This is a genomic window from Nocardioides pyridinolyticus, assembly GCF_054653575.1.
Map to the genome: position 1 here is coordinate 41,971 of NZ_BAAIFY010000008.1, position 21,354 is coordinate 63,324.

General features: G+C 71.4%; 25 protein-coding genes and 4 tRNA genes. 12 read left to right on the forward strand and 17 right to left on the reverse strand.

The genetic code is table 11. From position 1 onward, the window contains the following. The first annotated feature begins 82 nt into the window (after positions 1-82). Entirely contained in the window at positions 83-865 is a 783-nt protein-coding gene (locus ACYQ0U_RS09355; RefSeq protein ID WP_459971966.1) for an SDR family oxidoreductase, read from the forward strand. A gap of 3 nt (positions 866-868) precedes the next feature. Here the strand turns inward: ACYQ0U_RS09355 and ACYQ0U_RS09360 are convergent, their stop codons facing one another. Both ACYQ0U_RS09360 and ACYQ0U_RS09365 read right to left on the reverse strand, forming a co-directional pair. After that, positions 869-1,675 carry an Fpg/Nei family DNA glycosylase gene (locus tag ACYQ0U_RS09360; protein ID WP_459971969.1) on the reverse strand — a complete coding sequence of 269 codons (807 nt, stop codon included), beginning with the start codon at positions 1,673-1,675 and terminating at the stop codon, positions 869-871. Between the two features lie 74 nt (positions 1,676-1,749). After that, positions 1,750-1,823 (reverse strand) — tRNA-Phe (locus tag ACYQ0U_RS09365). A gap of 102 nt (positions 1,824-1,925) precedes the next feature. Between ACYQ0U_RS09365 and ACYQ0U_RS09370 the strand changes: the two genes are divergently transcribed. From ACYQ0U_RS09370 to ACYQ0U_RS09380, 3 genes are all read left to right on the forward strand, one after another. Then, positions 1,926-2,001: transfer RNA gene (locus ACYQ0U_RS09370), tRNA-Glu, on the forward strand. 69 nt (positions 2,002-2,070) lie between these two features. Continuing rightward, positions 2,071-2,144 (forward strand) — tRNA-Asp (locus tag ACYQ0U_RS09375). Between the two features lie 79 nt (positions 2,145-2,223). Continuing rightward, entirely contained in the window at positions 2,224-2,577 is a 354-nt protein-coding gene (locus ACYQ0U_RS09380) for a metallopeptidase family protein (protein ID WP_459971971.1), read from the forward strand. Here the strand turns inward: ACYQ0U_RS09380 and ACYQ0U_RS09385 are convergent. The 3 genes from ACYQ0U_RS09385 to ACYQ0U_RS09395 are packed head-to-tail and all read right to left on the reverse strand — an operon-like array spanning position 2,568 to position 4,173. After that, positions 2,568-2,909, reverse strand: coding sequence for a fluoride efflux transporter FluC (locus tag ACYQ0U_RS09385; RefSeq protein ID WP_459971974.1), 342 nt, complete (start codon positions 2,907-2,909; stop codon positions 2,568-2,570). The genes ACYQ0U_RS09380 and ACYQ0U_RS09385 overlap by 10 nt on opposite strands. Then, the gene (locus ACYQ0U_RS09390) at positions 2,906-3,295 is read right to left on the reverse strand and encodes a fluoride efflux transporter FluC (RefSeq protein WP_459971977.1); all 390 of its coding nucleotides are present in this window, start codon (positions 3,293-3,295) and stop codon (positions 2,906-2,908) included. Before ACYQ0U_RS09390 ends, ACYQ0U_RS09385 begins: the two co-directional genes overlap by 4 nt. After that, positions 3,292-4,173, reverse strand: a complete 882-nt coding sequence (locus ACYQ0U_RS09395) for an ATP-binding protein (RefSeq protein ID WP_459971979.1) — start codon at positions 4,171-4,173, stop codon at positions 3,292-3,294. Before ACYQ0U_RS09395 ends, ACYQ0U_RS09390 begins: the two co-directional genes overlap by 4 nt. 308 nt (positions 4,174-4,481) lie before the next feature. Between ACYQ0U_RS09395 and ACYQ0U_RS09400 the strand changes: the two genes are divergently transcribed. Beyond that, positions 4,482-5,948 (forward strand): NAD(P)/FAD-dependent oxidoreductase, encoded by a 1,467-nt coding sequence (locus ACYQ0U_RS09400; protein ID WP_459971981.1) that lies wholly within the window; start codon positions 4,482-4,484, stop codon positions 5,946-5,948. A 54-nt stretch (positions 5,949-6,002) separates the two neighbouring features. Further along, positions 6,003-6,536 carry a GNAT family N-acetyltransferase gene (locus ACYQ0U_RS09405; RefSeq protein WP_459971983.1) on the forward strand — a complete coding sequence of 178 codons (534 nt, stop codon included), beginning with the start codon at positions 6,003-6,005 and terminating at the stop codon, positions 6,534-6,536. Positions 6,537-6,874: 338 nt separating this feature from the next. Here the strand turns inward: ACYQ0U_RS09405 and ACYQ0U_RS09410 are convergent. From ACYQ0U_RS09410 to ACYQ0U_RS09460, 11 genes are all read right to left on the reverse strand, one after another. Then, positions 6,875-6,950 (reverse strand) — tRNA-Lys (locus ACYQ0U_RS09410). A gap of 134 nt (positions 6,951-7,084) precedes the next feature. Continuing rightward, a complete protein-coding gene (locus tag ACYQ0U_RS09415) occupies positions 7,085-7,870 on the reverse strand; it encodes a putative hydro-lyase (protein ID WP_459971985.1) in 786 nt (261 codons plus the stop codon). Next, a complete protein-coding gene (locus ACYQ0U_RS09420) occupies positions 7,867-8,724 on the reverse strand; it encodes a 5-oxoprolinase subunit C family protein (RefSeq protein ID WP_459972236.1) in 858 nt (285 codons plus the stop codon). Before ACYQ0U_RS09420 ends, ACYQ0U_RS09415 begins: the two co-directional genes overlap by 4 nt. Positions 8,725-8,734: 10 nt before the next feature. Beyond that, positions 8,735-9,346 (reverse strand): 5-oxoprolinase subunit B family protein, encoded by a 612-nt coding sequence (locus tag ACYQ0U_RS09425; protein ID WP_459972238.1) that lies wholly within the window; start codon positions 9,344-9,346, stop codon positions 8,735-8,737. Between the two features lie 5 nt (positions 9,347-9,351). Beyond that, positions 9,352-10,125 (reverse strand): LamB/YcsF family protein, encoded by a 774-nt coding sequence (locus ACYQ0U_RS09430; RefSeq protein ID WP_459971987.1) that lies wholly within the window; start codon positions 10,123-10,125, stop codon positions 9,352-9,354. Next, positions 10,122-11,543 (reverse strand): amidase, encoded by a 1,422-nt coding sequence (locus tag ACYQ0U_RS09435; RefSeq protein ID WP_459971991.1) that lies wholly within the window; start codon positions 11,541-11,543, stop codon positions 10,122-10,124. Before ACYQ0U_RS09435 ends, ACYQ0U_RS09430 begins: the two co-directional genes overlap by 4 nt. After that, positions 11,540-11,686 carry a hypothetical protein gene (locus tag ACYQ0U_RS09440; protein WP_459971993.1) on the reverse strand — a complete coding sequence of 49 codons (147 nt, stop codon included), beginning with the start codon at positions 11,684-11,686 and terminating at the stop codon, positions 11,540-11,542. The genes ACYQ0U_RS09435 and ACYQ0U_RS09440 overlap by 4 nt, the downstream gene beginning before the upstream one ends. Beyond that, positions 11,686-12,558 (reverse strand): ABC transporter permease, encoded by an 873-nt coding sequence (locus ACYQ0U_RS09445; RefSeq protein WP_459971996.1) that lies wholly within the window; start codon positions 12,556-12,558, stop codon positions 11,686-11,688. Before ACYQ0U_RS09445 ends, ACYQ0U_RS09440 begins: the two co-directional genes overlap by 1 nt. A 3-nt stretch (positions 12,559-12,561) precedes the next feature. Beyond that, positions 12,562-13,464 (reverse strand): ABC transporter permease, encoded by a 903-nt coding sequence (locus ACYQ0U_RS09450; RefSeq protein WP_459971998.1) that lies wholly within the window; start codon positions 13,462-13,464, stop codon positions 12,562-12,564. 26 nt (positions 13,465-13,490) lie between these two features. Next, the gene (locus ACYQ0U_RS09455; protein WP_459972000.1) at positions 13,491-14,750 is read right to left on the reverse strand and encodes an ABC transporter substrate-binding protein; all 1,260 of its coding nucleotides are present in this window, start codon (positions 14,748-14,750) and stop codon (positions 13,491-13,493) included. 29 nt (positions 14,751-14,779) lie between these two features. Beyond that, positions 14,780-15,847, reverse strand: a complete 1,068-nt coding sequence (locus ACYQ0U_RS09460) for an ABC transporter ATP-binding protein (protein WP_459972002.1) — start codon at positions 15,845-15,847, stop codon at positions 14,780-14,782. Between the two features lie 183 nt (positions 15,848-16,030). Between ACYQ0U_RS09460 and ACYQ0U_RS09465 the strand changes: the two genes are divergently transcribed. The 4 genes from ACYQ0U_RS09465 to ACYQ0U_RS09480 all read left to right on the forward strand — a co-directional run bounded on the left by ACYQ0U_RS09465 (position 16,031) and on the right by ACYQ0U_RS09480 (position 17,994). Beyond that, a complete protein-coding gene (locus ACYQ0U_RS09465) occupies positions 16,031-16,777 on the forward strand; it encodes a GntR family transcriptional regulator (protein WP_459972004.1) in 747 nt (248 codons plus the stop codon). A 300-nt stretch (positions 16,778-17,077) separates the two neighbouring features. Beyond that, positions 17,078-17,281 (forward strand): cold-shock protein, encoded by a 204-nt coding sequence (locus ACYQ0U_RS09470; RefSeq protein ID WP_056863399.1) that lies wholly within the window; start codon positions 17,078-17,080, stop codon positions 17,279-17,281. 223 nt (positions 17,282-17,504) lie between these two features. Continuing rightward, positions 17,505-17,669: a hypothetical protein gene (locus ACYQ0U_RS09475; RefSeq protein ID WP_459972007.1), complete on the forward strand. Its 165-nt coding sequence runs from the start codon at positions 17,505-17,507 to the stop codon at positions 17,667-17,669. A 31-nt stretch (positions 17,670-17,700) separates the two neighbouring features. Then, the gene (locus ACYQ0U_RS09480; protein WP_459972009.1) at positions 17,701-17,994 is read left to right on the forward strand and encodes a metal-sensitive transcriptional regulator; all 294 of its coding nucleotides are present in this window, start codon (positions 17,701-17,703) and stop codon (positions 17,992-17,994) included. A 76-nt stretch (positions 17,995-18,070) separates the two neighbouring features. Here ACYQ0U_RS09480 and ACYQ0U_RS09485 read toward each other — a convergent pair whose 3' ends face one another. Then, positions 18,071-19,117 carry a hypothetical protein gene (locus tag ACYQ0U_RS09485; protein ID WP_459972011.1) on the reverse strand — a complete coding sequence of 349 codons (1,047 nt, stop codon included), beginning with the start codon at positions 19,115-19,117 and terminating at the stop codon, positions 18,071-18,073. 17 nt (positions 19,118-19,134) lie between these two features. On the opposite strand from ACYQ0U_RS09485, the gene ACYQ0U_RS09490 reads away from it, so the two are divergent. Then, positions 19,135-19,998, forward strand: coding sequence for an NUDIX hydrolase (locus ACYQ0U_RS09490; RefSeq protein WP_459972013.1), 864 nt, complete (start codon positions 19,135-19,137; stop codon positions 19,996-19,998). Positions 19,999-20,188: 190 nt separating this feature from the next. Next, positions 20,189-21,313 (forward strand): phosphate ABC transporter substrate-binding protein PstS, encoded by a 1,125-nt coding sequence (locus tag ACYQ0U_RS09495; protein ID WP_459972016.1) that lies wholly within the window; start codon positions 20,189-20,191, stop codon positions 21,311-21,313. Positions 21,314-21,354 lie beyond the last annotated feature (41 nt).

Here is a 21,354-nt window from a genome sequence, read left to right on the forward strand (position 1 = left end):
CACCACGGGCCGCGGCCGGGCAACCGGCCGCGGCCTCGTGCATCGCGCACGCACGGCTCGGGTCGGGTGGTACGAACTGACCATGGAGTCACGCACCGTCGCCATCACCGGCGCGGCCGCCGGGATCGGCCGCGCCACCGCCCTCGCCTTCGCCCGCCGCGGCTGGGCGGTCACCGCGTTCGACGTCGACGAGCCGGGACTCGCCGCGCTGCCGGCCGAGGTGCGGACCGGACGCCTCGACGTCACCGACCCCGACGCGTTCGCCACGGCGCTGGCCGACCTCGTCGCCGAGCACGGCCGCCTCGACGTCCTGGTGAACAACGCCGGGATCCTCAACGCGGGCCGCTTCGGGGACCAGGACCTGGGGAGCCTGCGGCGCGAGGTCGCCGTCAACGTGACCGGCGTGCTGCACGGCATGCACGCCGGGTTCCCGCACCTGCGGGCGACCGCCGCCGCCCACGGCTCGGCCACCGTGGTGAACCTCGCCTCCGCCTCGGCGATCTACGGCCAGCCCGAGCTGGCCAACTACAGCGCCACCAAGTTCTACGTCCGCGGCCTCACCGAGGCCCTCGAGCTCGAGTGGGCCCGTCACGGCGTCCGGGTCACCGACCTGTGGCCGCTGTTCGTGCAGACCGGGATGATCGACGGCGTCCGCACCGGGTCGACCCGCTCGCTCGGCGTCCACCTCGACGCCGACCACGTGGCCGCCGCGGTGCTCGGGGCGGTCGACCCCTCGCCGTACCGGCGGCTGCTGCGGCAGGTGCACGTGCCGGTCGGTCGGCAGGCCCGGGTCATGGCGGCGGCGTCGCGGTTCTCGCCCGCGTGGCTCACGCGGGCCGCGAACCGCCTGCTCACCCACAGCTGAGGCTCACGCCTGCTCGGCCGGGCACCACCACGTCGTCCGGCCGCCGACGGTGCCGCGCGTCATCTCCGCGCCGCAGCGGGGGCAGTGGCCGCCCGCCCGCCGGTGCTCGATCACCTGACCGGTGTGCACGCCGCCGTGCCGGATGGCGCCGCGGATGGCGGCGCGCAGCTCGCGGCGCAGCTCGTCGAGGTCGTCGGCCCCGAGCGTGTCGACGGTACGCCGGGGATCGAGCCGCGCCCGCCAGAGCGTCTCGTCGGCCAGCAGGTTGCCCACCCCGGCGAGCGCGCCCTGGTCGAGCAGCCGCGCCTTGACCGGCGCGCGCCCGTGCCCGACGCGCTCGCGGAACTCGGCCCGCCCGATCTCGCCCGCATCGGGCCCGAGCGCGTCCAGGTCGGGGTCGAGCCGGACCCGGCCGAGTCGCCGCTTGTCGTGCAGCCGCAGCGCGCCGCCGTCCTCGAACCGGAGCGCGAACCGGAACCACCGCTCGCCTCCGGGCGCCGACGGGCCGTCGCCCCACGGGTCGCCGCCCTCGTCCGGGTCGCCCTCGCCCCCCGGCGGCACCACGACGATCCGGCCGGCCATGCCGAGGTGCAGCCCGAGCACCGGGCCGCCGTCGGTCTCGCACCACATCGACTTGCCCCGGCGGTGGGCCGCGGTCAGGCGGTGCCCCAGGAGCGCGGCCCGGATCTCGCCGGGCGGGTGCGGGCGGCACACCCAGGTGTCGGTGTCGTCGACCTCGGCGACGATCCGATCCAGCGCCGACCGCTCGATCGCGGCGCGCGCTCTCTCGACCTCGGGCAGCTCGGGCACGACACCGCCGTACCCACTCGCGGGCCGGGGAAATGCCGGAAGCCGCGGCGCAGGGCCGCGGCTTCCGGAGCTCGTGGGCAGGGGCGGGGTCGAACCGCCGACCTTCCACTTTTCAGGCGGACGCTCGTACCAACTGAGCTACCTGCCCGAGCGACGCACACCCTACAGGAGCCCACCGGGCCGTACGAAAACGGTGTCCGCCCCTTTGGAACCCCCCGGGCGCGGACCCTATGCTTCTCGGTGCAGTCCGGCCCCCATCGTCTAGCGGCCCAGGACCCCGCCCTTTCACGGCGGTAGCACGGGTTCGAATCCCGTTGGGGGTGCCAGACCGCCGCCGATTGTGAAGGTCGGCGGTGGGTGGGTTAGAGTTCCACCGCTTCCGCAAGGAAGTGCCTGGCCCCGTAGCGCAGTTGGTTAGCGCGCCGCCCTGTCACGGCGGAGGCCGCGGGTTCGAGTCCCGTCGGGGTCGCAGGACGACGCCCCGGACCGAGAGGTCCGGGGCGCTCTGCATTTCCCGGGTCTTTCCGGGTGTCGGCCAGAATGGCGCCATGCCGGTCGAGATGGACCCCGCCGCGTTCGACGCCCTCGTCGACCGCGCCCTCGACGACATCCCCGACGAGATCGCGCGGCTGGTGCGCAACGTCGTCGTGCTGGTCGAGGACGACGCCCCCGAGGACGACCCCGACCTGCTCGGGCTCTACGACGGCATCGCGCTCACCGAGCGGTACGGCGAGCCGGTGATGGAACTGCCGGACCGGATCTTCATCTTCCGCAACAACCTCCTCGACATGTGCGGGTCGCCCGAGGAGCTCGAGGACGAGGTGCGGATCACCGTGGTGCACGAGGTCGCCCACCACTTCGGCATCGACGACGACCGCCTGCACGACCTGGGCTACGCGTAGACCGCGAACCCGAGCGCGCACGCGCCCAGCGAGACCAGGATCGTCCCGGCGGCGTACGCCGCACCCCGTCGTACGCCGAGCGCGTGGGTCTGGACCGCGAACGCCGAGTAGGTCGTGAAGCCGCCGCAGAAGCCGACGCCGAGCAGCGCCAGCCCGGCCGACGCCAGCCCGTCCGAGGACAGCGCGACCGCCGAGAGCAGGCCGAGCAGGAAAGACCCGGCCACGTTCACGCCGAAGGTGCCCCACGGCATCCGCCCGTCGAAGCGCGTGGCCAGCGCGTAGCGCAGGGGCGCGCCGACGGCGGCGCCGAGCGCGACGAGCAGCGCGGTCACTCGACCGCCCCCGGCGGCTCCGGCGGCACGTGGTGCGACACCACCGCGACGGCGACCAGGCACGCGGCCAGCGTCCCGACCACGTAGGCCCCCGCCACGCCGACCCGGCCCGCGTCGACCAGCGCCCGCGCCTGCTCGGAGTACGCCGACAGCGTGGTGAACCCGCCGAGCACGCCCGGGCCCAGGGCGGCGGCGAGGGTTCGCGACCGCCGTACGGCCGCGACCGCGGGCAGCAGCGCGAGCAGGAGCGACCCGAGGACGTTGATCGCGAAGGTCGCCCACGGGAAGGCGTCGGCGTCGGAGGGGAACGCCTCGGTCAGGCCCCACCGCGCCAGGGCCCCGGCTGCGCCACCCGCCGCGACCGCGGCGAGCAGACGCAAGCTCACGAGACGCTGCTCTGCCGCCTGGACACGGGCGCATCCTGCCACGAGAGCGGCGGCTGGCCCGTCTGCTGACGCACGAACTCGTTCAGGAACCACCGCTGGAACCGCTGCTGGTCGGGCGTCCGCGCCAGCGACAGCAGCCGCTCCTCCCGGCAGAACGCGTCGGCCAGGTCGAGCAGCTCGATGAACCGCCCGATGGTGCCGGCCGTCTCGCTGGCCATCGCCAGGTGGAGGTCCGCGGTCGCCGCGCCGGAGGCGAGGGCGTCCTCGATCTGCTCCGCGCCGATGCCCTCGCGCAGCTCCCGCTCCAGCGCGCCGAAGAGCTCGGAGAGGTCGCGGGCCAGCGGGTACTCGGCCTGGTGCGCCAGCGCGAGCAGCCGCACCTCGCGACGGAGCTCGCGGTTGTGGCGCTGGAACTCCACGAACGACCGCAGAGGTACGCCCCTGATCTCGATGCGCAGCTCGTCGTCGCTCGGCTCGCGGGACGGGGCGGGAGCCTCGCCGGTGACCACGCCCTCGGTCATCTCGTCCCGGCTGTGCGTCGCGGGGACGAACCACACGATCTTGCCGTCGTCCTCGAGCTCGACGCCCCAGGCGGTCGAGCAGCGCGCGACGATGCAGAGCCCGCGCCCGAAGGTCAGCAGCAGCTCGTCGTCCTGGTCCGGTCCCGAGCCCGGCATGACCGGCAGCTCGACGGACCCGTCGCGCACCTCGACGCGGGGGTGCTCGCGGGTGCCGCGGACCCGCACCGTCAGCGGCGCGACGGCGTGCAGGAGGGCGTTGGTGACCAGCTCGGAGACCCCGAGCTCGGCGCACTCGAACAGGTCGTCCCGGCCGATGTCACGGCAGGTGTCGACCACCCATCGGCGTGCGTCCTGCACGCCGCGGGGCCCGGTGCCCAACGAGAGGGCAGGCCTGTTGAGCGGCAGAGTGTTCTCCGGAAGTGGCGAGGTGGGGCGATGGCAGGGCCATCGCGGCTCGTCTACCCCGGGACTTTCGTAGTGAAACATCGCTGCTCGCGGCGGATTTCGGCGGTCTGGACGGGGTGGCTCGATGCGATCGCGTGCGGTAGTGGGATGTGACGGATGAGACGCCCCCGATTCGCCGGAACGGGGTACCGGCGGAACAATGGGCACGCTGGAGCGTGTTCTTCCAGCGCGCACACGCACTCAGGGTGGGAAGGTCCGACATGGCAGAGCGTCACCAGGTCGTGGTGGTCGGTTCCGGGTTCGGTGGACTGTTCGGCACGAAGGCCCTGCGGAGGTCCGACGTCGACGTCACGATGGTCGCGAAGACGACCCACCACCTCTTCCAGCCGCTGCTCTACCAGGTGGCGACGGGCATCCTGTCGCAGGGCGAGATCGCTCCGCCGACCCGCGAGATCCTGGCTCAGCAGGCCAACGCGCAGGTTCTCCTCGGAGAGGTCACCGCCATCGACCTCGAGGCCCGCACCGTCACCTCGCAGGTGCTCGGGCGCGAGCTGGTGACGTCGTACGACTCCCTCATCGTCGCCGCGGGCGCCGGTCAGTCCTACTTCGGCAACGACCGCTTCGCCGAGTTCGCGCCCGGCATGAAGAGCATCGACGACGCACTGGAGCTGCGCGGCCGGATCTTCGGGGCGTTCGAGCTCGCGGAGATCGGCGCCAAGCGCGGCGAGAACGTCGACCACCTGCTGACGTTCGTGGTCGTCGGCGCCGGCCCGACCGGTGTCGAGATGGCCGGCCAGATCGCCGAGCTCGCCCACCGCACGCTGAAGAAGGACTTCCGCGCGATCAACTCGCGCCAGGCCCGCGTGATCCTGGTCGACGCCGCGCCGCAGGTGCTGCCGCCGTTCGGCCAGAAGCTCGGCGAGAAGGCCAAGGGCGAGCTCGAGAAGCTCGGCGTCGAGGTCATCCTCGGCGCGATGGTCACCGACGTCGACGAGCGCGGCATCGAGATGAAGTTCAAGGACGGCCGCGTCGAGCGCATCGACAGCGTCACCAAGATCTGGGCCGCCGGCGTCGCCGCGAACCCGCTGGGCCGCACGCTGTCGGAGCAGACCGGAGCCCCGCTCGACCGGGCCGGCCGGATCGCGGTCAACCCCGACCTCACCCTCCCGGGCCACCCCGAGGTGTTCGTGGTCGGCGACATGATCGCCCTCGACAACCTCCCGGGCGTCGCGCAGGTCGCGATCCAGGGCGCCAAGTACGCCGCCAAGGAGATCGACAACCGGCTGAAGTCCAAGCCGTCGCAGGGCCCGTTCAAGTACTTCGACAAGGGCTCGATGGCCATCATCAGCCGCTTCCGCGCGGTCGCGCTGATCGGCAAGCTGCGGGTCACCGGCGTCCTCGCCTGGCTGATGTGGCTCGGCCTGCACCTGATCTACATCACCGGCTTCAAGAGCCGGGTCACCGCGCTGATCCGCTGGGCCGTCTCGTTCATCGGCCGCGGCCGCTCCGAGCGCACCACGACCGAGCAGCAGATCTTCGCCCGCAGCGCCCTCCAGCGGCTCGAGCGCGGTGCCGCCGACCTCGTCTCCGACCCGGGGGCGTACGACGCCGCCCAGGCGCTCCTCGAGACGACCCGGCGCGCGGAGCTCGAGGCGCAGGCGGCGGAGGAGGCCCGGCTCACCGACGCCGGCGAGCGCGGCGTCCCGGCCGAGCAGCGGGTCGGCTGACCCTCACTCGACGCACGCGCGGACGCGTGCGGTGGACGTGCGGTGGAATGGGGCATGACCACTCTCCACCGGCCCGACGTCGCCCTCGCCGCCTCCTGGGCGGAGGCGGTGGGTGAGTTCCACGCCGCCGGTGAGCAGCACATCCACGGGTCGGGGCTGTGGGACTTCGACACCGTCGACGTCACCGAGGACGGCTGCCGGAGGGTCGTCGAGCACCTGCTGGCGCAGGCCGACGAGGCCACGGACGTCCCGGAGGGCCGGGTGCACTGCACCTACTTCTGGATCACCGACGGTCCCGAGGGCGAGCCGGAGGTCGTCGGCTTCCTCGCCCTGCGGCACCGGCTCAACGCCTGGCTGCTCGACGAGGGCGGCCACGTCGGGTACAGCGTGCGCCCGTCGCGCCGCGACCGGGGCCACGCCTCCGCCGCCCTGGAGCTGGCGGTGGCGGCCGCGGCCGGGCTGGGCATCGAGCGGGTCCTGGTCACGTGCGACGAGGACAACCTCGGCTCGCTCCGGACGATCGAGCGGTGCGACGGCGCCTACGAGGACTCCCGCAACGGGAAGCGGCGCTACTGGATCGCGACCTGAGCGGTCCCACCGTCGGGCGATGGTGGGCGCGGTCCCCAACCGCGCCCACCCACCCCGTGCGTCCGGTGCGTAGCCCACCCTCCGGGGTGGCGAGCCGCGCTCGGCAGGATCCGGCTGCCGGGACTGTCGCTGGGTCAACGGCGCGGGATCGGGCGCGTTACTGGGTCCCAGTGTGGTCTGGTCCACACCCGCCCGCGCCGGCCCCGGGAAAGTGAAGAACCGCCGGCGTCTCGGGTCACCGACGGTTCATCAGCGGTGAGACTAGGGGCGCGCGCGGCCGCGGCGCATCACCTTCGCGCAAACTCCGGAGGTGGAGTAGACCGGTTTCCGCCGACCGTTGGTAGGCCCCGTGGGACTCGAACCCACAACCCATGGATTAAAAGTCCACTGCTCTGCCAATTGAGCTAGGGGCCCTGGACACGGAAGGAACCCGACGGAGCTTCGGTGGGAAGAACCTGGGAACGATCCGCCGGCTCAGCCTAGTCGGGCGGGCGGCCGTCTCGGCGTCGACCTGCCACCGAGGCGTCGGTCGTGGACCTGGAGCGGCGTCAGACGGCCCAGGCCGTGTCGGCCACGTCGGTGATCATCATCTTGCCGGGAGCGTGGGAGATCGCGAACGGCAGGCCGGCGGCCACGGCGATCGCCTGGGGCGTCACCCCGCACCCCCAGAACACCGGCACGTCGCCGTCCTCGATCAGGGGCGCGTCGCCGTAGTCGGGAGAGCCCAAGTCGGCGATGCCGAGGGAGGCGGGGTCGCCGATGTGCAGCGGAGCACCGTGCATGGTCGGGTAGCGGCTCGTCACCTGCACGGCGGTCGCCACCTGGCTCGCGGGGATCGCGCGCATCGACACGACGATCGGGCCGTGCATGACGCCCGCGGCCCGGGAGGCCAGGTTCGTCCGGTACATCGGCACGTTGCGGCCCGCGGTCAGGTGCCGGACGGGGACGCCGGCCTGGACCAGCGCGTGCTCGAAGGTGAAGCTGCACCCGATGAGGAAGGCGACCATGTCGTCGGTCCACTGCTCGGTGACCTCCGAGCGCTCCTCGACGACCACGCCGTCGGCGATGATCCGGTAGCCCGGGAGGTCCGTGCGCAGGTCAGCCCCCGGTGCGAGGCTGGTGGTGGGGGAGCCGGGGTCCGAGACGTCGATGACCGGGCACGACCGCGGGTTGCGCTGGGCGAACAGCAAGAAGTCGTAGGCGTGCTGCTTCGGGAGGACGATCAGGTTCGCCTGGGTCATCCCCGTGCACCACCCACTCGTCGGTACCGACAGCCCGCCGCGGAACATCTCCCGGGCCTCGGTGGGGGTCAACGATTCCACTGGTGCACTCATGTGAGGGCCTGCTTCCTTGTCTCTTCGAAGAACAACGTGTCGCCGGGACGGATGTTCGCGGCGCGGTCGATGTCGGCGTCCACCACCACCGCGATGACGGGGTAGCCGCCGGTGACCGGGTGGTCGGCGAGCATCAGGGTCGGGTGCCCACCCGGCGGGACCTGGAGGGCTCCTCGGACCACACCCTCGCTGGAGAGCTCGCGGGACACCACCCGTTCGAGCGTCGGGCCGGCCAGCCGCATGCCGATCCGGTCGCCGACAGCGGTCGCCGTCCAGGGCTCGGTGACGAGCGCGCGGCGAGAGGCGGCAGTGAACCAGTCGTCGCGCGGACCCATGACGACCCGCAGCGGGGCACCGGCCGCGGTCCGGGTGACGGCCTGGTCGACGATGGGGAAGGTCGTCGGCGGTGCGCCGACCGGCAGCCGGACGCCGTCCTCGAGCACCGCCGGGCCGAGGTGCGCCATCGTGTCGGTCGACCGCGAGCCCAGCACCGCGGGGACCGCGATCCCGCCCCGGACTCCGAGATAGCTCCGGACCCCGCAGGACGCGACGCCGACCCGGAGCGTCTGCCCCGCCCGCACGCGCAGAACGGCGTTGCACCCCTCCGGCCGGTCGTCGACCCAGATCGGCACCGGGGCTCCGGTCACCGCCACCAGCAGGTCCTTGGTCGGTGAGGCCGAGAAGCCTCCGACCGTGATCTCGATGGCGGCGGCATCCTCGGGGTTGCCGACCAGCCGGTTGGCGAGCTTGAGCGAGGCTCGGTCGGCGGCGCCGGAGGTGCCGACGCCGATCTTCGCCAGTCCCGGGCGGCCGAGGTCCTGGATGGTCGCCATGGGCCCGGCCTGCAGCACCACCAGCTCCGCGCTACGCAACGCTGTCCACGCTCGCAAAGCTCACCCGCGTCCCAGGCGTCAGCAGGGCCGGGGGATCGCGGTCGAGGTCCCAGGCCTCGAGGGCGGTGTGGCCGACGATCTGCCATCCGCCGGGGGACTCACGCGGGTACACGCCGGTGAACTCCCCGGCCAGCGCCACGGCGCCCGCCGGCACTCGGGTGCGCGGGGTGGCGCGACGCGACACCTGCAGCCCTCCTGCGTCGCCGACGAGGTACCCGAAGCCGGGGGAGAACCCGGCGAACGCGACCGTCCAGACCTGACTGGTGTGGCGGCGGACGGTCTCGGCCACCGAGATCCCGAGCAGCGCGGAGACCGCCGCCAGGTCCTCGCCGTCGTACCGGACGGGCACCGTCAGCACCTCTCCGGTCTGCCGCCGTGCCCGCTCGGGGGACCGGGTCCTGATGTCCTGGCAGACCTGCTCCGGCGTGGCGACGGCGGGGTCGAACTTCACCAGCAGGGTCTCCAGCGCCGGCACTAGGTCCACCATCCCGGGGACCGGGCGTGCCTCGAGATCTGCATGGAGTGACAGCACGTCCTCGAGAGTGGCCAGCTCGACGAGCACGCCGACGTCACCGCAGCGCATGAATCTCACCGCGCAAATGCTCGGATCTCGACGCCGGCCCCGGTCAGCCCGGCGCGGACCGCGTGCGCCATCTCGACCGCGCCCGGGCTGTCGCCGTGGATGCAGAGGGAGTCGGCGTCGATGTGGATGAGGCTGCCGTCGATCGCCTCGACCTCACGATGGGTGACCATGCGGGTCGCCCGACGGGCGACGTGGGCGACGTCGGTGAGCACGGAGCCGGGCTCGGTCCGGCTCACCAGCGTCCCTTCGGGGGTGTACGCCCGGTCGGCGAACGCCTCGGTCACCACCCCGAGTCCCTCCTCGCGGGCCGCGGCCAGCACGGCCGAGCCGGGCAGCCCGAGGATCTTCAGCGAAGGGTCGAAGGTCTTGGTCGCCCGGACGACCGCCCGTGCCTGTCCGACGTGGTGGACGACGGTGTTGTAGAGCGCGCCGTGCGGCTTCACGTAGGCGACCCGCTGGCCGGCGGCTCTGGCGAATCCCTCGAGCGCGGCGATCTGGTAGAGCACCGCGTCGGCCAGCGACTCCGGCGACATGTCCATGAAGCGTCGGCCGAAGCCGGCCAGGTCCGGGTAGCCGACGTGGGCGCCGATCGTCACGCCCTCGGCGGCAGCGTTCGCCGTGGTCTGCCGGATCACCGTCGGGTCCCCGGCGTGGAACCCGCACGCGACGTTCGCGCTGCTCACCAGCGACAACATGGCGGCGTCGTCGCCGAGCCGCCAGGAGCCGTAGGACTCACCGAGGTCGCAGTTCAGGTCGACGGCGAGAGGCGCACCGGTCACCGCTGTCCACTCCCCGCGCGGACCTCGGGGGACGGCGGACCCAGCTGGTGCCAGGTGGTGGCCCCCTCGTAGGCCGCGCCGACCCGCAGGACGGTCGCCTCGTCGAACGCGCGACCGATGATCTGCAGGCCGAGCGGCAGGCCCTGGGCGTCCACGCCGCAGGGCACCGACAGCGCGGGCAGCCCGGTCAGGTTCGCCGGGCACGAGAGCCGCACGTAGCAGCTCATGATCGACTCCGAGTAGTTCTCGGTGATGTTCAGGACCGCGGCGTCCCGCAGGACCGCAGAGGTCGGGAGGGTGGGGACGACCACGACGTCGGCGGTCGACAGGATCTGCTGCCACTCGGCCTGGACGAGGCCGCGGGTGCGCTGGCCGTCGACGTAGTCCACCGCGGGCAGGCTCAGGCCGGCCTCCAGCAGCCTGCGGACGTCCTCGGTGTAGCGGTCGCCCAGCGGGCCGAGGCGGTGCCGGTGGTAGGCGCTGGCCTCGGCCATCATGATCGCGAACGTGGCGCCCATGTACGCCGGCGCGAGGGGGAGCTCGACCGGGACGACGGTCGCGCCCAGCTGCTCGAGCACCGCGAGGGCCTGCTGGTAGGCCTCGTGCATGCCGGGGCTGAGGTTCTCCGCGTAGTGGTTGACCGGCACGGCGACCGTGAGCCCGTCGACCCCGTCGCCGAGGTGAGCCAGGTAGTCCGGGACCGGCACGTCGTGCGACCCCACGTCGGCGGGGTCGTGCCCGGCCATCACCTGCAGCGCTGCCGCGGCGTCGGCGACGTAGCGCGTGAGCGGCCCGGCGTGGTCGAGGGACCAGCTCAGCGGCGCGATGCCGGACTTGCTCACCCGGCCGTAGGTCGGCTTGATGCCGACGACGCCGCACAGGGCGGCGGGCATCCGGATGGAGCCGGCGGTGTCCGTGCCGAGCGCCATCAGGCAGGTGTCGAGGGCCAGTGCGGCCGCGGAGCCGCCGCTGGAGCCGCCCGGGACCCGGTCGAGGTCCCAGGGGTTGCCCGTCTGCGGCGTGGTGGACCCGAACGCGAACTCGTGGGTGTGGGTCTTGCCGAGGATGACCGCGCCGCCGTCGCGGAGGAGTCCGACGCTGTGGGCGTCCACGGCGGCCGGCGGGGCGTCGTCCAGCGAGCGCGAGCCCGCTCCGGTCACCCGGCCGGCGACGTCGAAGAGGTCCTTGACCGCGATCGGGATGCCGTGCAGCGGGCCGCGGTCGACGCCGCGCCCGATCTCGTCCTCGGCCTGCTGGGCCGCGGCGAGCGCGTCGTCGGCGTACACCTCGACGTAGGCGTTGACGGCTGCGTCGACCTCGTCGATGCGGGCGAGGCAGGCGCGGGTCAGCTCCACCGGTGAGAGCTCGCCGCGCAGGATCGCCTCACGGGCGGTGAGGATGTCGAGATCGCTGTTCACTTCTCTGCTCCCCGGCTCGGGTCGAACGACATCGCGACGGCCGCCTCGCCCAGGGGCACCTCCCGCATGCGCGCCAGCAGCGCGTTCAGCTCGGGCGACAGCTCGGGCAGGTCGGCGGACTCGACAGGCGCTGGTCTCTCCATCACTCGTCGTCCTTCGCCGCGGCGGGGACGTACAGCTTCTTGGCGTCCCGCTCGAACATGATCAGGTAGACCAGGACCAGCGCCAGGGAGGCGATCGCGATGATCGCGCCCAGGGAGTAGACGACCGGCGTCACGCGGATCGTCGTCACCGAGACCAGGGCGCGGGGCAGGGACATGTCCTGGCCCAGCGCCAGGGCGCTGCGCTGGAGCTCGTCGAAGGAGAGCGTGAAGCCGAACAGCAGCGACGCGAGCACCGCGGGGCGGAGGATCGGCAGCGTGACGTGGCGGAAGACCTGCAGCGCCGTGGCGCCGAGCATGGACGCCGCCTCCTCGATCTGCCGGTCGAAGCGGTTGAGGAAGATCATGAAGATCACGAAGGAGAACGGAAGCGTCCACCCCACGTGCACCAGCAGCCCGGTGGTGTACCAGCGCGGCTCGAGCTCGATCGCGGTGGCCAGGAGCCGGATGCCGAGTCCCACCACGATGCCGGGCGCGATCATGCCCAGGAGCAGGACGAAGAACAGGGAGTTGCGGCCGCGGAACTGCTGCCGGAACGCGATGGCGGCCGAGAGTCCCAGCGCCGTCGCCACGACGGCGGTCAGCACCCCGAGCAGCACCGACAGCTGGAGCGGGCCCCAGTAGTCGGTGATCGGCTCGCCCGCGATCGTGAAGAGCTCGATCCGGTCGGGGTGCAGGAGCTTCTCGTAGGAGATCAGCGAGAGGTTCTCGGGTGGGAACGTCGAGGTCTGGTCCTCGGTGAAGGACAGGCTGGTCATCACCAGCAGCGGTGCGTAGAGCGCGATCAGCACCAGCACGAGGAACCCCATGCTGACGACCTTGAAGATCCGCTGTCCTCGGGTCTGCACCTCCACGGCTCAGACCTCCTTCCGCAGGTCGTGGACCCGGCTGAGCAGCCAGATGAGCACCAGGGCGACGACGAGCAGCGCGGCGGAGACTGCTGCCGCCATGGGCCACTGGAGGGTCTCGGCGTACCGCAGGGACAGCCCGGCCAGCATCGGGTTGGTGGCTCCGCCGACGATCTGCTCGGTCGCGAAGTCGCCGAGCAGGAACACGGTGGCGAAGAACGAGCCGGCGACGATGCCCGGCTTGGCGAGGGGGAGCTCGACCTTCCAGAACGTCGCCCACGGCGAGGCCCCGGACATGCGCGAGGCCGCGAGGGTGTCGGCGTCGATCCGGGAGAGCCCGAAGTAGACCGGGCCGACGATGAAGACGATGTACATCGACACCAGGGCGATGGTCATCGCCACCGAGTTGTACAGGAACGCCGAGCTCGGGCTGTCCAGGATGCCCGCCTTGACGAGCGCCCCGTTCAACACGCCCTTGTTGCCGAACATCGGGATCCACGTGATGATCCGGATGACGTAGCTGACCCAGAAGGGCAGCACGGTGAGCATCAGGATCGCGGTCTGCATCGACAGGGAGCGCACGTGCCGGGCGATGAAGTAGGCCGCCGGGACGCCGATGGCGAGGATCAGCGCGAGCACCGTCAGCCAGGTGCGCACCGTCCACCAGACGATCCCCCAGAAGGTGGAGTCGGTGAGGAGCTGGGAGTAGGTGGCGGGATCCCAGTCGTGAACCAGCTCGAAGCCGTCGAGGCGCCAGAACCCGGCCGTGACCACGAAGGCGACGGGCACGATGACCGAGACCGAGATCCAGATCAGCGCGGGCCATGCCAGGAGCGGGGGCAGAGCCTTGCGTCCCCTGGGCCCGCGGAGTGAGGGAGACCTGGTCCCGGTCTCGGTCGTCGTCGTCGTCATCGTGGTCCTTCTCAGTGCCCCTCGGGTCAGCTGGCGGTGAACTCGGTCCAGAGGCGCGAGTACTCGGCGAACTCGTCCGGGTACTGCTGCCACTCGGCGGTGTTCTGGATCCGGGACTCCAGCGAGGGCCGCTTGTCCGTGGCGCCGGCGTACCAGTAGTCCCAGTCGGAGACGTCGGGGTCGGTGGTGAAGGTGTTCTCGATGAGCGGCTTCACCAGGTCCGGGCGCGGGGAGTAGTAGCCCTGCGGAGCCATGATCTTGTGCGGCTCGCCACCCAGCCAGTAGTCGATGTACTCGACGACCGTCTCGTAGTTCTTCGTCTCGGGGGAGACGAGGACGCCGTACCACCAGGCGTTGTTGCCCTCGGTCGGGTTGTCGACGAACCGGGCCTTGGCGCCGGCGGCGTTGGCGGCGTACACGGCGCTGGACCACGCGTCGCAGACCCACACCTCCTCCGAGACCAGGAGGTCCACGAGCTGGCCGAAGTCGTTCCACAGCAGGCGGAACTGCTTGCGGGCCTTCATCTCGTCGAGGAACTCGAAGACGATCGCGAGGTCGTCCTTGGTGAGGTTGCCCAGCGGGCCGTCGAAGGAGTACTGGCCCGAACCCTGCAGGTAGGTCGCCACCTTCAGCGGCGTCTGGATCGCGTCGTCGAAGAGCGCCGCCTTCCCGGCGTAGCGCTTGTCGAAGATCAGGCCGTAGGAGTCCATGTCCTCGCCCTCGGTGACCCGGTTCTCCAGGTAGCCGAAGGCATCGAAGCCGAACCACGTCGGCACCATGGTGAACTCGTCGAGCGCGTTGCTCTCCAGGGCCTGCTCGGTGTAGATGGTCTTGAGCGGCCAGCCCGACTCCTTCACGTACCCGGGTGCACCGGCCTCGCGGAAGAGCGGCAGGACGTCGTCGGTCCACAGCGGGACGTCGGACACGGGGACGGGCTTGAAGAGCTTGTTGCCCTGGATCGGGCCGACCCACTGGGCGTTGGGCTCGAGCACGTCCAGCTGACGGTAGGCGCCCTGAGCCCACTGGACCTGCATGTTCCCGACCGTGTCGGCCTGGCCCTGCATCACCTTGCCGGTCTTCTTCTTGAAGCCGGCGAGGATGCGCGGGTCCGTCGTCAGGCTGAGGCCGAGGCTGCGCGCGGCGCCGGCGGCCGACGACGACGACCCCGAGCCGCCCGACCCGCAGGCCGCGAGGAGGGCGCTTCCCCCTCCGAGCAGGACACCGGCTCCTAGCGTGGCGCCGACGCCCCCCTTGAGGAACGAGCGCCTTCCGAGCTGTGCTTCCATGGCAATTCTTCTCCTGTCAGTGGCGCGGGTCAGCGCGTCCGGTGATCGTCGATGAGGTGCAGCTCGCCGGGGCGGAGCCACATGGGATAGCGATTCCCGAGCTCAGGGGCCACCGACTGGGTGGCGTGTGCGGAGACGTCGATCGTGATGTCGGCGCCGTTGGCGCCGGTGAACCACGAGACGCGGGCGCCGGTGTACTCGAGCGCCTTCAGCTCCACCTCGGCGCGGTGGGGGTAGCCCTCACCGGGCTGGACCGAGATGGCGTCCGCGCGCAGGACGGCGGTCGCCGGTCCCGCCGGCCAGGGCGTCGCCAGCGGCAGCTCGCCCAGGGCGCAGGAGAAGGTGCTCCCGTCGGCGCTGACGGTGCCGTCGAGGATGTTGTTGCGACCGACGAACTCCGCCACGTGCCGGGTCTGGGGCCGCTCGAAGACCTCCTGCGGCCGTCCGACCTGCTCGATGGAGCCGACGTTCATGACCACGACGCGGTCGGCGATGGCGAGCGCCTCGCTCTGGTTGTGGGTGACGTGGATGAACGTCAGGCCGAGGTCGCGCTGCAGCTGCTTGAGCTGCGACTGCATCGCGAGCTGGAGCTTGGCGTCCAGTGCTCCGGTCGGCTCGTCGAGGAGGACGACGCGGGGCTTGGTGATCAGCGCTCGCGCGATGCCCACCCGCTGCTGCTGGCCGCCGGACAGCGTCGTGACGTTGCGGTGCTTGAAGGCGGTGAGTCCGACGCGCTCGAGCATCTCGTCGACGCGCGTGCCGATCTCCCGCTTGGGCACCTTCCGGAGCTTGAGGCCGTAGGCGACGTTCGCCGCGACGTCCATGTGCGGGAAGAGCGCGAACTTCTGGAACACCATCCCGAACTCGCGGCGGTGCGGCGGTACGGCGGTGATGTCCTTGCCGTCGAAGATGATCCCGCCCGCGCTCGGCGACTCCAGGCCGGCGATCATCCGCAGCGTCGTGGTCTTGCCACAGCCGCTGGGGCCGATGATCGAGAGGAACTCCCCGTCGTGGACCTCGAGGTTCGTCGGGTGGACGGCGACGGCGTCGCCGAACACCTTCTCGACGGACTTCAGTTCAAGCTGTGCAGCCGACAACGGGCCCTCCTCGTTCGCGCGCTACCTCGGCGCAGCGGCGGGCTGAGCCTAAGGTTTGTTGAACGATCCGGCAATGCACTTGTGTGACAATTGTGTGAACTCGGGTCGCCCGGACCGCGGTGGGGCCGCGTCTTTGCGACGATGGCCCGGGCACGCAGGGGCGACCCCGGAGAGGTGGAGGACATGACGGACGCGTCCGGGTGGACCGCGGAACTGGTCTCGGCGCGGCGCTCGCTGGCGCGCGCCTCGACGGCCGAGAAGGTCGCCGACATCCTCCGTGACATGGTGATGGAGGGCCGGGTCCTGCCCGGCACGAAGCTGGCCGAGGACTCCATCGCCGATGCCCTCCAGGTGTCGCGCAACACCCTCCGCGAGGCCTTCCGCCTGCTCAACCACGAGCGACTCGTCGTCCACGAGCTCAATCGCGGCGTCTTCGTGCGCGAGCTGACCGAGGCCGACGTCGTCGACATCTACCGGATGCGCCGGATCCTCGAGGGAGCCGCCCTGCGGTCCTGGGGCGAGTCGGCCGACTCCGGCCGGGGCCCGGGGGTCTCGCACGTGCGCTCGGCCGTGACCACGGGCATCGCCGCGGCCGAGCGGGGGGACTGGGACGGCGTCGGCACCGCCAACATGCACTTCCACCGCTCGATCGCCGCGCTGGCCAACAGCACCCGGATCGACGAGATCATGAGCCAGTTGCTGGCTGAGCTCCGCCTGGTCTTCCACGTGATGCCCACGGTCCGCGACTTCTACGAGCCTTACCTGGGCGACAACGAGCGCATCGCCACGCTGGTGGAGGGTGGGCGCAGCCAGGAGGCCGTCGCCGTGCTGCTGGACTACCTGGACCGCGCCGAGGACCAGCTCCTGCGCCAGTTCGCGACCAACGCCGGTCGGCGTCCCAGGCGGCAGGCCGACACCGCCAGCGCCTGAGAAGGGCCGCGTCGGGAGGCCGTACGCGTTCCCCGCCTGTCACGAGTCCGTCGCGGAACCTTCATCGCCGCCCGGTGAGATTTCCGGGCCGAGACCGTTTTACTCCGGCGTGGGATTGGTAACGTGTGACCCGCAGAAGGTGCAAGTTCCAGCAGGTCTGACGCCCGCGGAGTTTGTGATCCAACGGCGTTTCTTCTTTCGTGGGCCTGCCACTCACGTGAGTCGGAGCGACGGTGTCACCGCATCTGATGCGGACCGTCGAAGGGACGGTCCTCGCCCCGACTAAGGAGTATCGAGCACATGGCTCAGGGCACTGTGAAGTGGTTCAACGCGGAGAAGGGCTTCGGCTTCATCGCACAGGAGGACGGCGGCGACGACGTCTTCGTTCACTACTCGGCGATCCAGACCCAGGGCTACAAGTCCCTGGACGAGAACCAGAAGGTCGAGTTCGACGTCACCCAGGGCCCGAAGGGCCCGCAGGCGGAGAACGTTCGCCCGGTCTGACCGCGAAGGATTCTCAGGCCTGCTGACCTGAGACTTCGACAGGAGGCCCCACCCGTACGGGTGGGGCCTCCTGTGCGTCTCGCGGGCCGGTCGAGTTCCATGTGGGTGGTCCGCATGGTCCGGATGGGTCAATTTCGAGCGGTACGTGTTTGGTGCCCGTGACCCCCGGGCACCGTTTCCGTTAGCGAGGAGGTCAGCTGTCATGCAATTGAGGAGTGATGAGGTGCACGACCAGTTCGATGTCACCCTCGAGGACTCCGACCTCCTGGGCGAGGTGGAGCTCACCACGAACCTGATCATCGCCGCGAGCGAGTCCGACGACCACCTCAGCGAGGCGCAGATCGACCAGATCCTCGGTGTGGTTCCGGGGCCGCGTCAGGAAGCCTGAATCTGATACCCCCTCGGGGTATGCTGGCGGCATGGCGGAGCACCAGCACGGCTACATCCACCGCAAGGACGACTACCTCAAGCGCCTCAAGCGCATCGAGGGACAGGCGCGCGGGCTCCAGCGGATGGTCGAGGACGAGAAGTACTGCATCGACATCCTCACCCAGGTCTCCGCGATGACCAAGGCCCTCCAGGCCGTCTCCATCGGCCTGCTCGAGGAGCACGTGAACCACTGCGTCGTCGATGCCGCCAAGGCCGGCGACGACGAGGGCCGGGCCAAGGTGGCCGAGGTCGTCGAGGCGATCTCCCGCCTCGTGAAGTCCTGATCGGGTGGGGTAGTCCCTGACCAAATGGGGGTCAGCGCGGCGTGTCGACCCCCATTCCGTCCGGGACTATCCCAGCTCAGCAGGTCGCGAACAGCACCGGACCGGTCGAGAGGTCCGAGAGCACGTAGCTGCCGTCGGTGGGCACCAGGTCGAGCGTGACGACGTGGCCGTCGGCGGTCGTGGAGGCGACCGAGAACCGGTCGGCGAAGTCGCCGCCCTGGCCGGGGGCCGGGCCGGCGGCGAGAACGGCGCGGGTGTCGGCGTTCGTCCGCGCCTGGTCCTCGCCCTCGAAGGCCATCGTCACCCGGACGTGCCCGCCCGGCTGCGCGGACATCGCGAACCCGGTCACCGGGCTGACCTCCCCGGCCTGGCCGACGAGCCGCTCGCCCTCGGCCTCGTCGCTCCGGTCGGCGTGGCTCATGGCCAGAGCGGAGCAGGTGTACGGCCCGTCGTACACCGCGGCGGAGAGGGCGTCGCCCGAGGCCGCCACCGCGTCCTGGATGCCGTCGGAGAGCTCGCCGTCGGACAGCTCGGCGACCGCATGCCCCAGGTAGGCCTGGTTGTCGCTGGTGAGGACGAGGTGGTCCTCGGCGTCGAGCGCGACGTGCTGGAGCTCGGGGGTCAGCGTCGTGCCGATCTGGGCGAGCAGCTCGGTGCCGCCCGCCCAGACCTCGCCGTCGGTGGCGTCCTGGCCGGGACGGTCGTAGCCGATCCGCTCCAGCTGGTCGGCGACGTCCGCGAAGTCGGTGTCCTCGGGCAGCCGGAGGATCACGACCGCGCCCTCCTCGGACTGCGAGAACAGCTCCCACTCGATGGTCGCGGGGGAGAAGCCGAACAGGTCGGCGAGCTCGGGCCCGGAGCCCACGAGTGCGGAGGTCGAGGTGAGGTCGGCGTCGTACCCCTCGTCGAGCAGTTCCTCGAGCCCGGAGCTGCCCAGCTCGTCGCGGACACCTGCCCAGTCGGTCCAGGAGAGCCGCTGGGCCTCGGACGGCGCGAAGGCCGTGGCGCGCTCGAGGTCGGTCCGGTCGCGGTCGCGCCACCAGCGGACGGCGACGAGGGCCGCGGCGGCCAGCAGCGCGACGACGAGGGCGACCGCGATCGCGGTCGTCAGGCGTCTGCGCACCGTGTGAGACTAGCCGCATGCCCGGGAAGGACGTCCTCGCCGCCGGGGTCGTGGCCTTCGGCCCCGGCAAGCGGGTGCTCCTCGTGCACCGCCCGCGCTACGACGACTGGTCCTTCCCCAAGGGCAAGCTCGACCGCGGCGAGCACGTCACCGCGGCAGCCGTCCGCGAGGTCGCCGAGGAGACCGGCCTGCGGGTGCGGCTCGGGCCGGCGCTGACCGGACAGCGCTACCCGGTCAGCGCCGGGCGGATGAAGTCCGTCGCCTACTGGGCCGGTCGCGTGGTCGGCTCCGAGGACGTCAGCGGCTACCGGCCCAACGCCGAGATCGACGAGGTCCGGTGGGTGCCGTACGACGAGGCGCTGGACCTGCTCAGCTACGACCACGACCGGGACACGCTGCGCGAGGCGCACCCGCTCCGGCGACGTACCCACGCGGTGGTGGTGCTGCGCCACGGCGAGGCCCGCTCGCGCAAGGCGTGGCGCCGGCAGGACGACCGCCTCCGCCCGCTCCTGCAGGCGGGCCGGCAGCAGGCGCAGCGGGTGATCCCCGTCCTCGCGGCGTACGACGTCACCCGGGTCGTCAGCTCCAGCAGCACCCGCTGCGTGGAGACCGTCGCGCCCTACGCGGACACCACCGGGTGGAAGCTCGAGCTCGAGGACCAGCTGAGCGAGGAGGACGCCACCGCGCCGGCCGTGACCGGCGTCGTCGACGACCTGATGAACGCCGACGAGGGCGTCGTGCTGTGCAGCCACCGCCCGGTGCTGCCGACCGTCTTCGACGCGCTGGGCCTGCCGGACCCCCGGCTCGAGCCCGGCGGACTGCTCGTGGCGCACGTGCGCAAGGGCCGGCTCGTGGCCACGGAGCAGCACCGGGTCCCTTGACGCCTCTCGGCCGCGCGTCAAGGCCCCCCGGGCTTGTTCACGTGATGTCCGTCTCCAGAGCGGCTGCGAGTTTCTGACTGGGCGGTTCGAGTTCACCCTTCGTTCACCGTCGCCCCCGGAGCCGTCCACCTGTGCTGCCTACCGTCGCTGACGACAGACGGAACAGTCGACGAAGACTCAGGAGTCAGAAGTGATTCGCACTTCCTTCCGCCGGGCGCTCGTGCCCGGCATCGCCGCCCTGGCGCTGGCGCTCAGCTCGTGCGCTGCCAGCAACGAGGGCGACGGCGGCACCGGCTCGGGCGACGCGACCAGCTCGGACGTCTCGAGCCTGTCCGGCGAGCTCGCCATCGGCGGCGCGTCCTCCCAGGAGGCCGCCCAGGGCGCGTGGATCGTCGGCTTCCAGAACCTCGCGCCGGACGTGACGGTCACCTACGACCCCATCGGCTCCGGTGGCGGTCGCGAGAGCTTCATCGAAGGCGCCTACCCGCTCGCCGGCTCCGACGCCTACCTGACCGACGACGAGGGCGAGCTGACGGCCGCCACCGAGCGGTGCCTGGACACCGAGCCGATCGAGGTCCCGAACTACGTCAGCCCGATCGCGATCATCTTCAACGTCGAGGGCGTCGACGAGCTCCACCTCTCGCCCGGGACCCTGGCGGGCATCTTCGCCGGCAAGATCACCGAGTGGGACGACCCGGCGATCACCGACGACAACCCGAACGCCGACCTCCCGTCCGCGACGATCAACCCGGTCCACCGGTCCGACGAGTCCGGCACGACCGAGAACTTCACCGACTACCTCGACGCGGTCGCGACCGACACCTGGGGTGGCGGCGTCGTCGAGACCTGGCCGAAGGGCTTCGGCGGCGAGGGCGCCCAGGGCACCTCGGGCGTCGTGGCCGCGGTGACCAGCGGCTCGAACTCGATCGGCTACGCCGACGCGAGCCAGGCCGGCGAGCTGGGCAAGGCCGACATCGGCGTCGGCGAGGAGTTCGTCGCCCCGTCGCCCGAGGCGGCCGCCAAGGTGCTCGAGGTCTCGCCCAAGGCCGAGACGGCGTCCGACACGGCACTGGTCTTCGACCTCGACCACGAGACCACGGAGTCGGGCGTCTACCCGATCGTCCTGACGTCGTACCTCATCGCCTGCCAGGCCTACGAGGACCAGGCCCAGGCCGACCTGGTGAAGGGCTACATGGAGTACATCCTCAGTGACGAGGGCCAGCAGTTCGGTGCGGAGGAGGCCGGTGTCGCGCCGCTGGCCGACTCGCTCCAGTCCGAGGCCCTGGACATCGTCGGCAAGATCTCAGCCGGCTGATCGACCCTGATCACGGCTGGTCCGGGTCCGACGTCGTCGGA

Excerpts from the sequence above, each read along its gene's own strand:
- ACYQ0U_RS09425 (WP_459972238.1), bottom strand. The coding sequence starts at position 9,346 with ATGCGCTGCGGTGACGTCGGCGTGCTCGTCGAGCTGGCCACTCTCGAG.
- ACYQ0U_RS09465 (WP_459972004.1), top strand. The coding sequence starts at position 16,031 with ATGACGGACGCGTCCGGGTGGACCGCGGAACTGGTCTCGGCGCGGCGC.
- ACYQ0U_RS09405 (WP_459971983.1), top strand. The coding sequence starts at position 6,003 with ATGACCACTCTCCACCGGCCCGACGTCGCCCTCGCCGCCTCCTGGGCG.
- ACYQ0U_RS09450 (WP_459971998.1), bottom strand. The coding sequence starts at position 13,464 with ATGACGACGACGACGACCGAGACCGGGACCAGGTCTCCCTCACTCCGC.
- ACYQ0U_RS09415 (WP_459971985.1), bottom strand. The coding sequence starts at position 7,870 with ATGAGTGCACCAGTGGAATCGTTGACCCCCACCGAGGCCCGGGAGATG.
- ACYQ0U_RS09355 (WP_459971966.1), top strand. The coding sequence starts at position 83 with ATGGAGTCACGCACCGTCGCCATCACCGGCGCGGCCGCCGGGATCGGC.
- ACYQ0U_RS09400 (WP_459971981.1), top strand. The coding sequence starts at position 4,482 with ATGGCAGAGCGTCACCAGGTCGTGGTGGTCGGTTCCGGGTTCGGTGGA.
- ACYQ0U_RS09440 (WP_459971993.1), bottom strand. The coding sequence starts at position 11,686 with ATGGAGAGACCAGCGCCTGTCGAGTCCGCCGACCTGCCCGAGCTGTCG.
- ACYQ0U_RS09480 (WP_459972009.1), top strand. The coding sequence starts at position 17,701 with ATGGCGGAGCACCAGCACGGCTACATCCACCGCAAGGACGACTACCTC.
- ACYQ0U_RS09380 (WP_459971971.1), top strand. The coding sequence starts at position 2,224 with ATGCCGGTCGAGATGGACCCCGCCGCGTTCGACGCCCTCGTCGACCGC.
- ACYQ0U_RS09455 (WP_459972000.1), bottom strand. The coding sequence starts at position 14,750 with ATGGAAGCACAGCTCGGAAGGCGCTCGTTCCTCAAGGGGGGCGTCGGC.
- ACYQ0U_RS09490 (WP_459972013.1), top strand. The coding sequence starts at position 19,135 with ATGCCCGGGAAGGACGTCCTCGCCGCCGGGGTCGTGGCCTTCGGCCCC.
- ACYQ0U_RS09470 (WP_056863399.1), top strand. The coding sequence starts at position 17,078 with ATGGCTCAGGGCACTGTGAAGTGGTTCAACGCGGAGAAGGGCTTCGGC.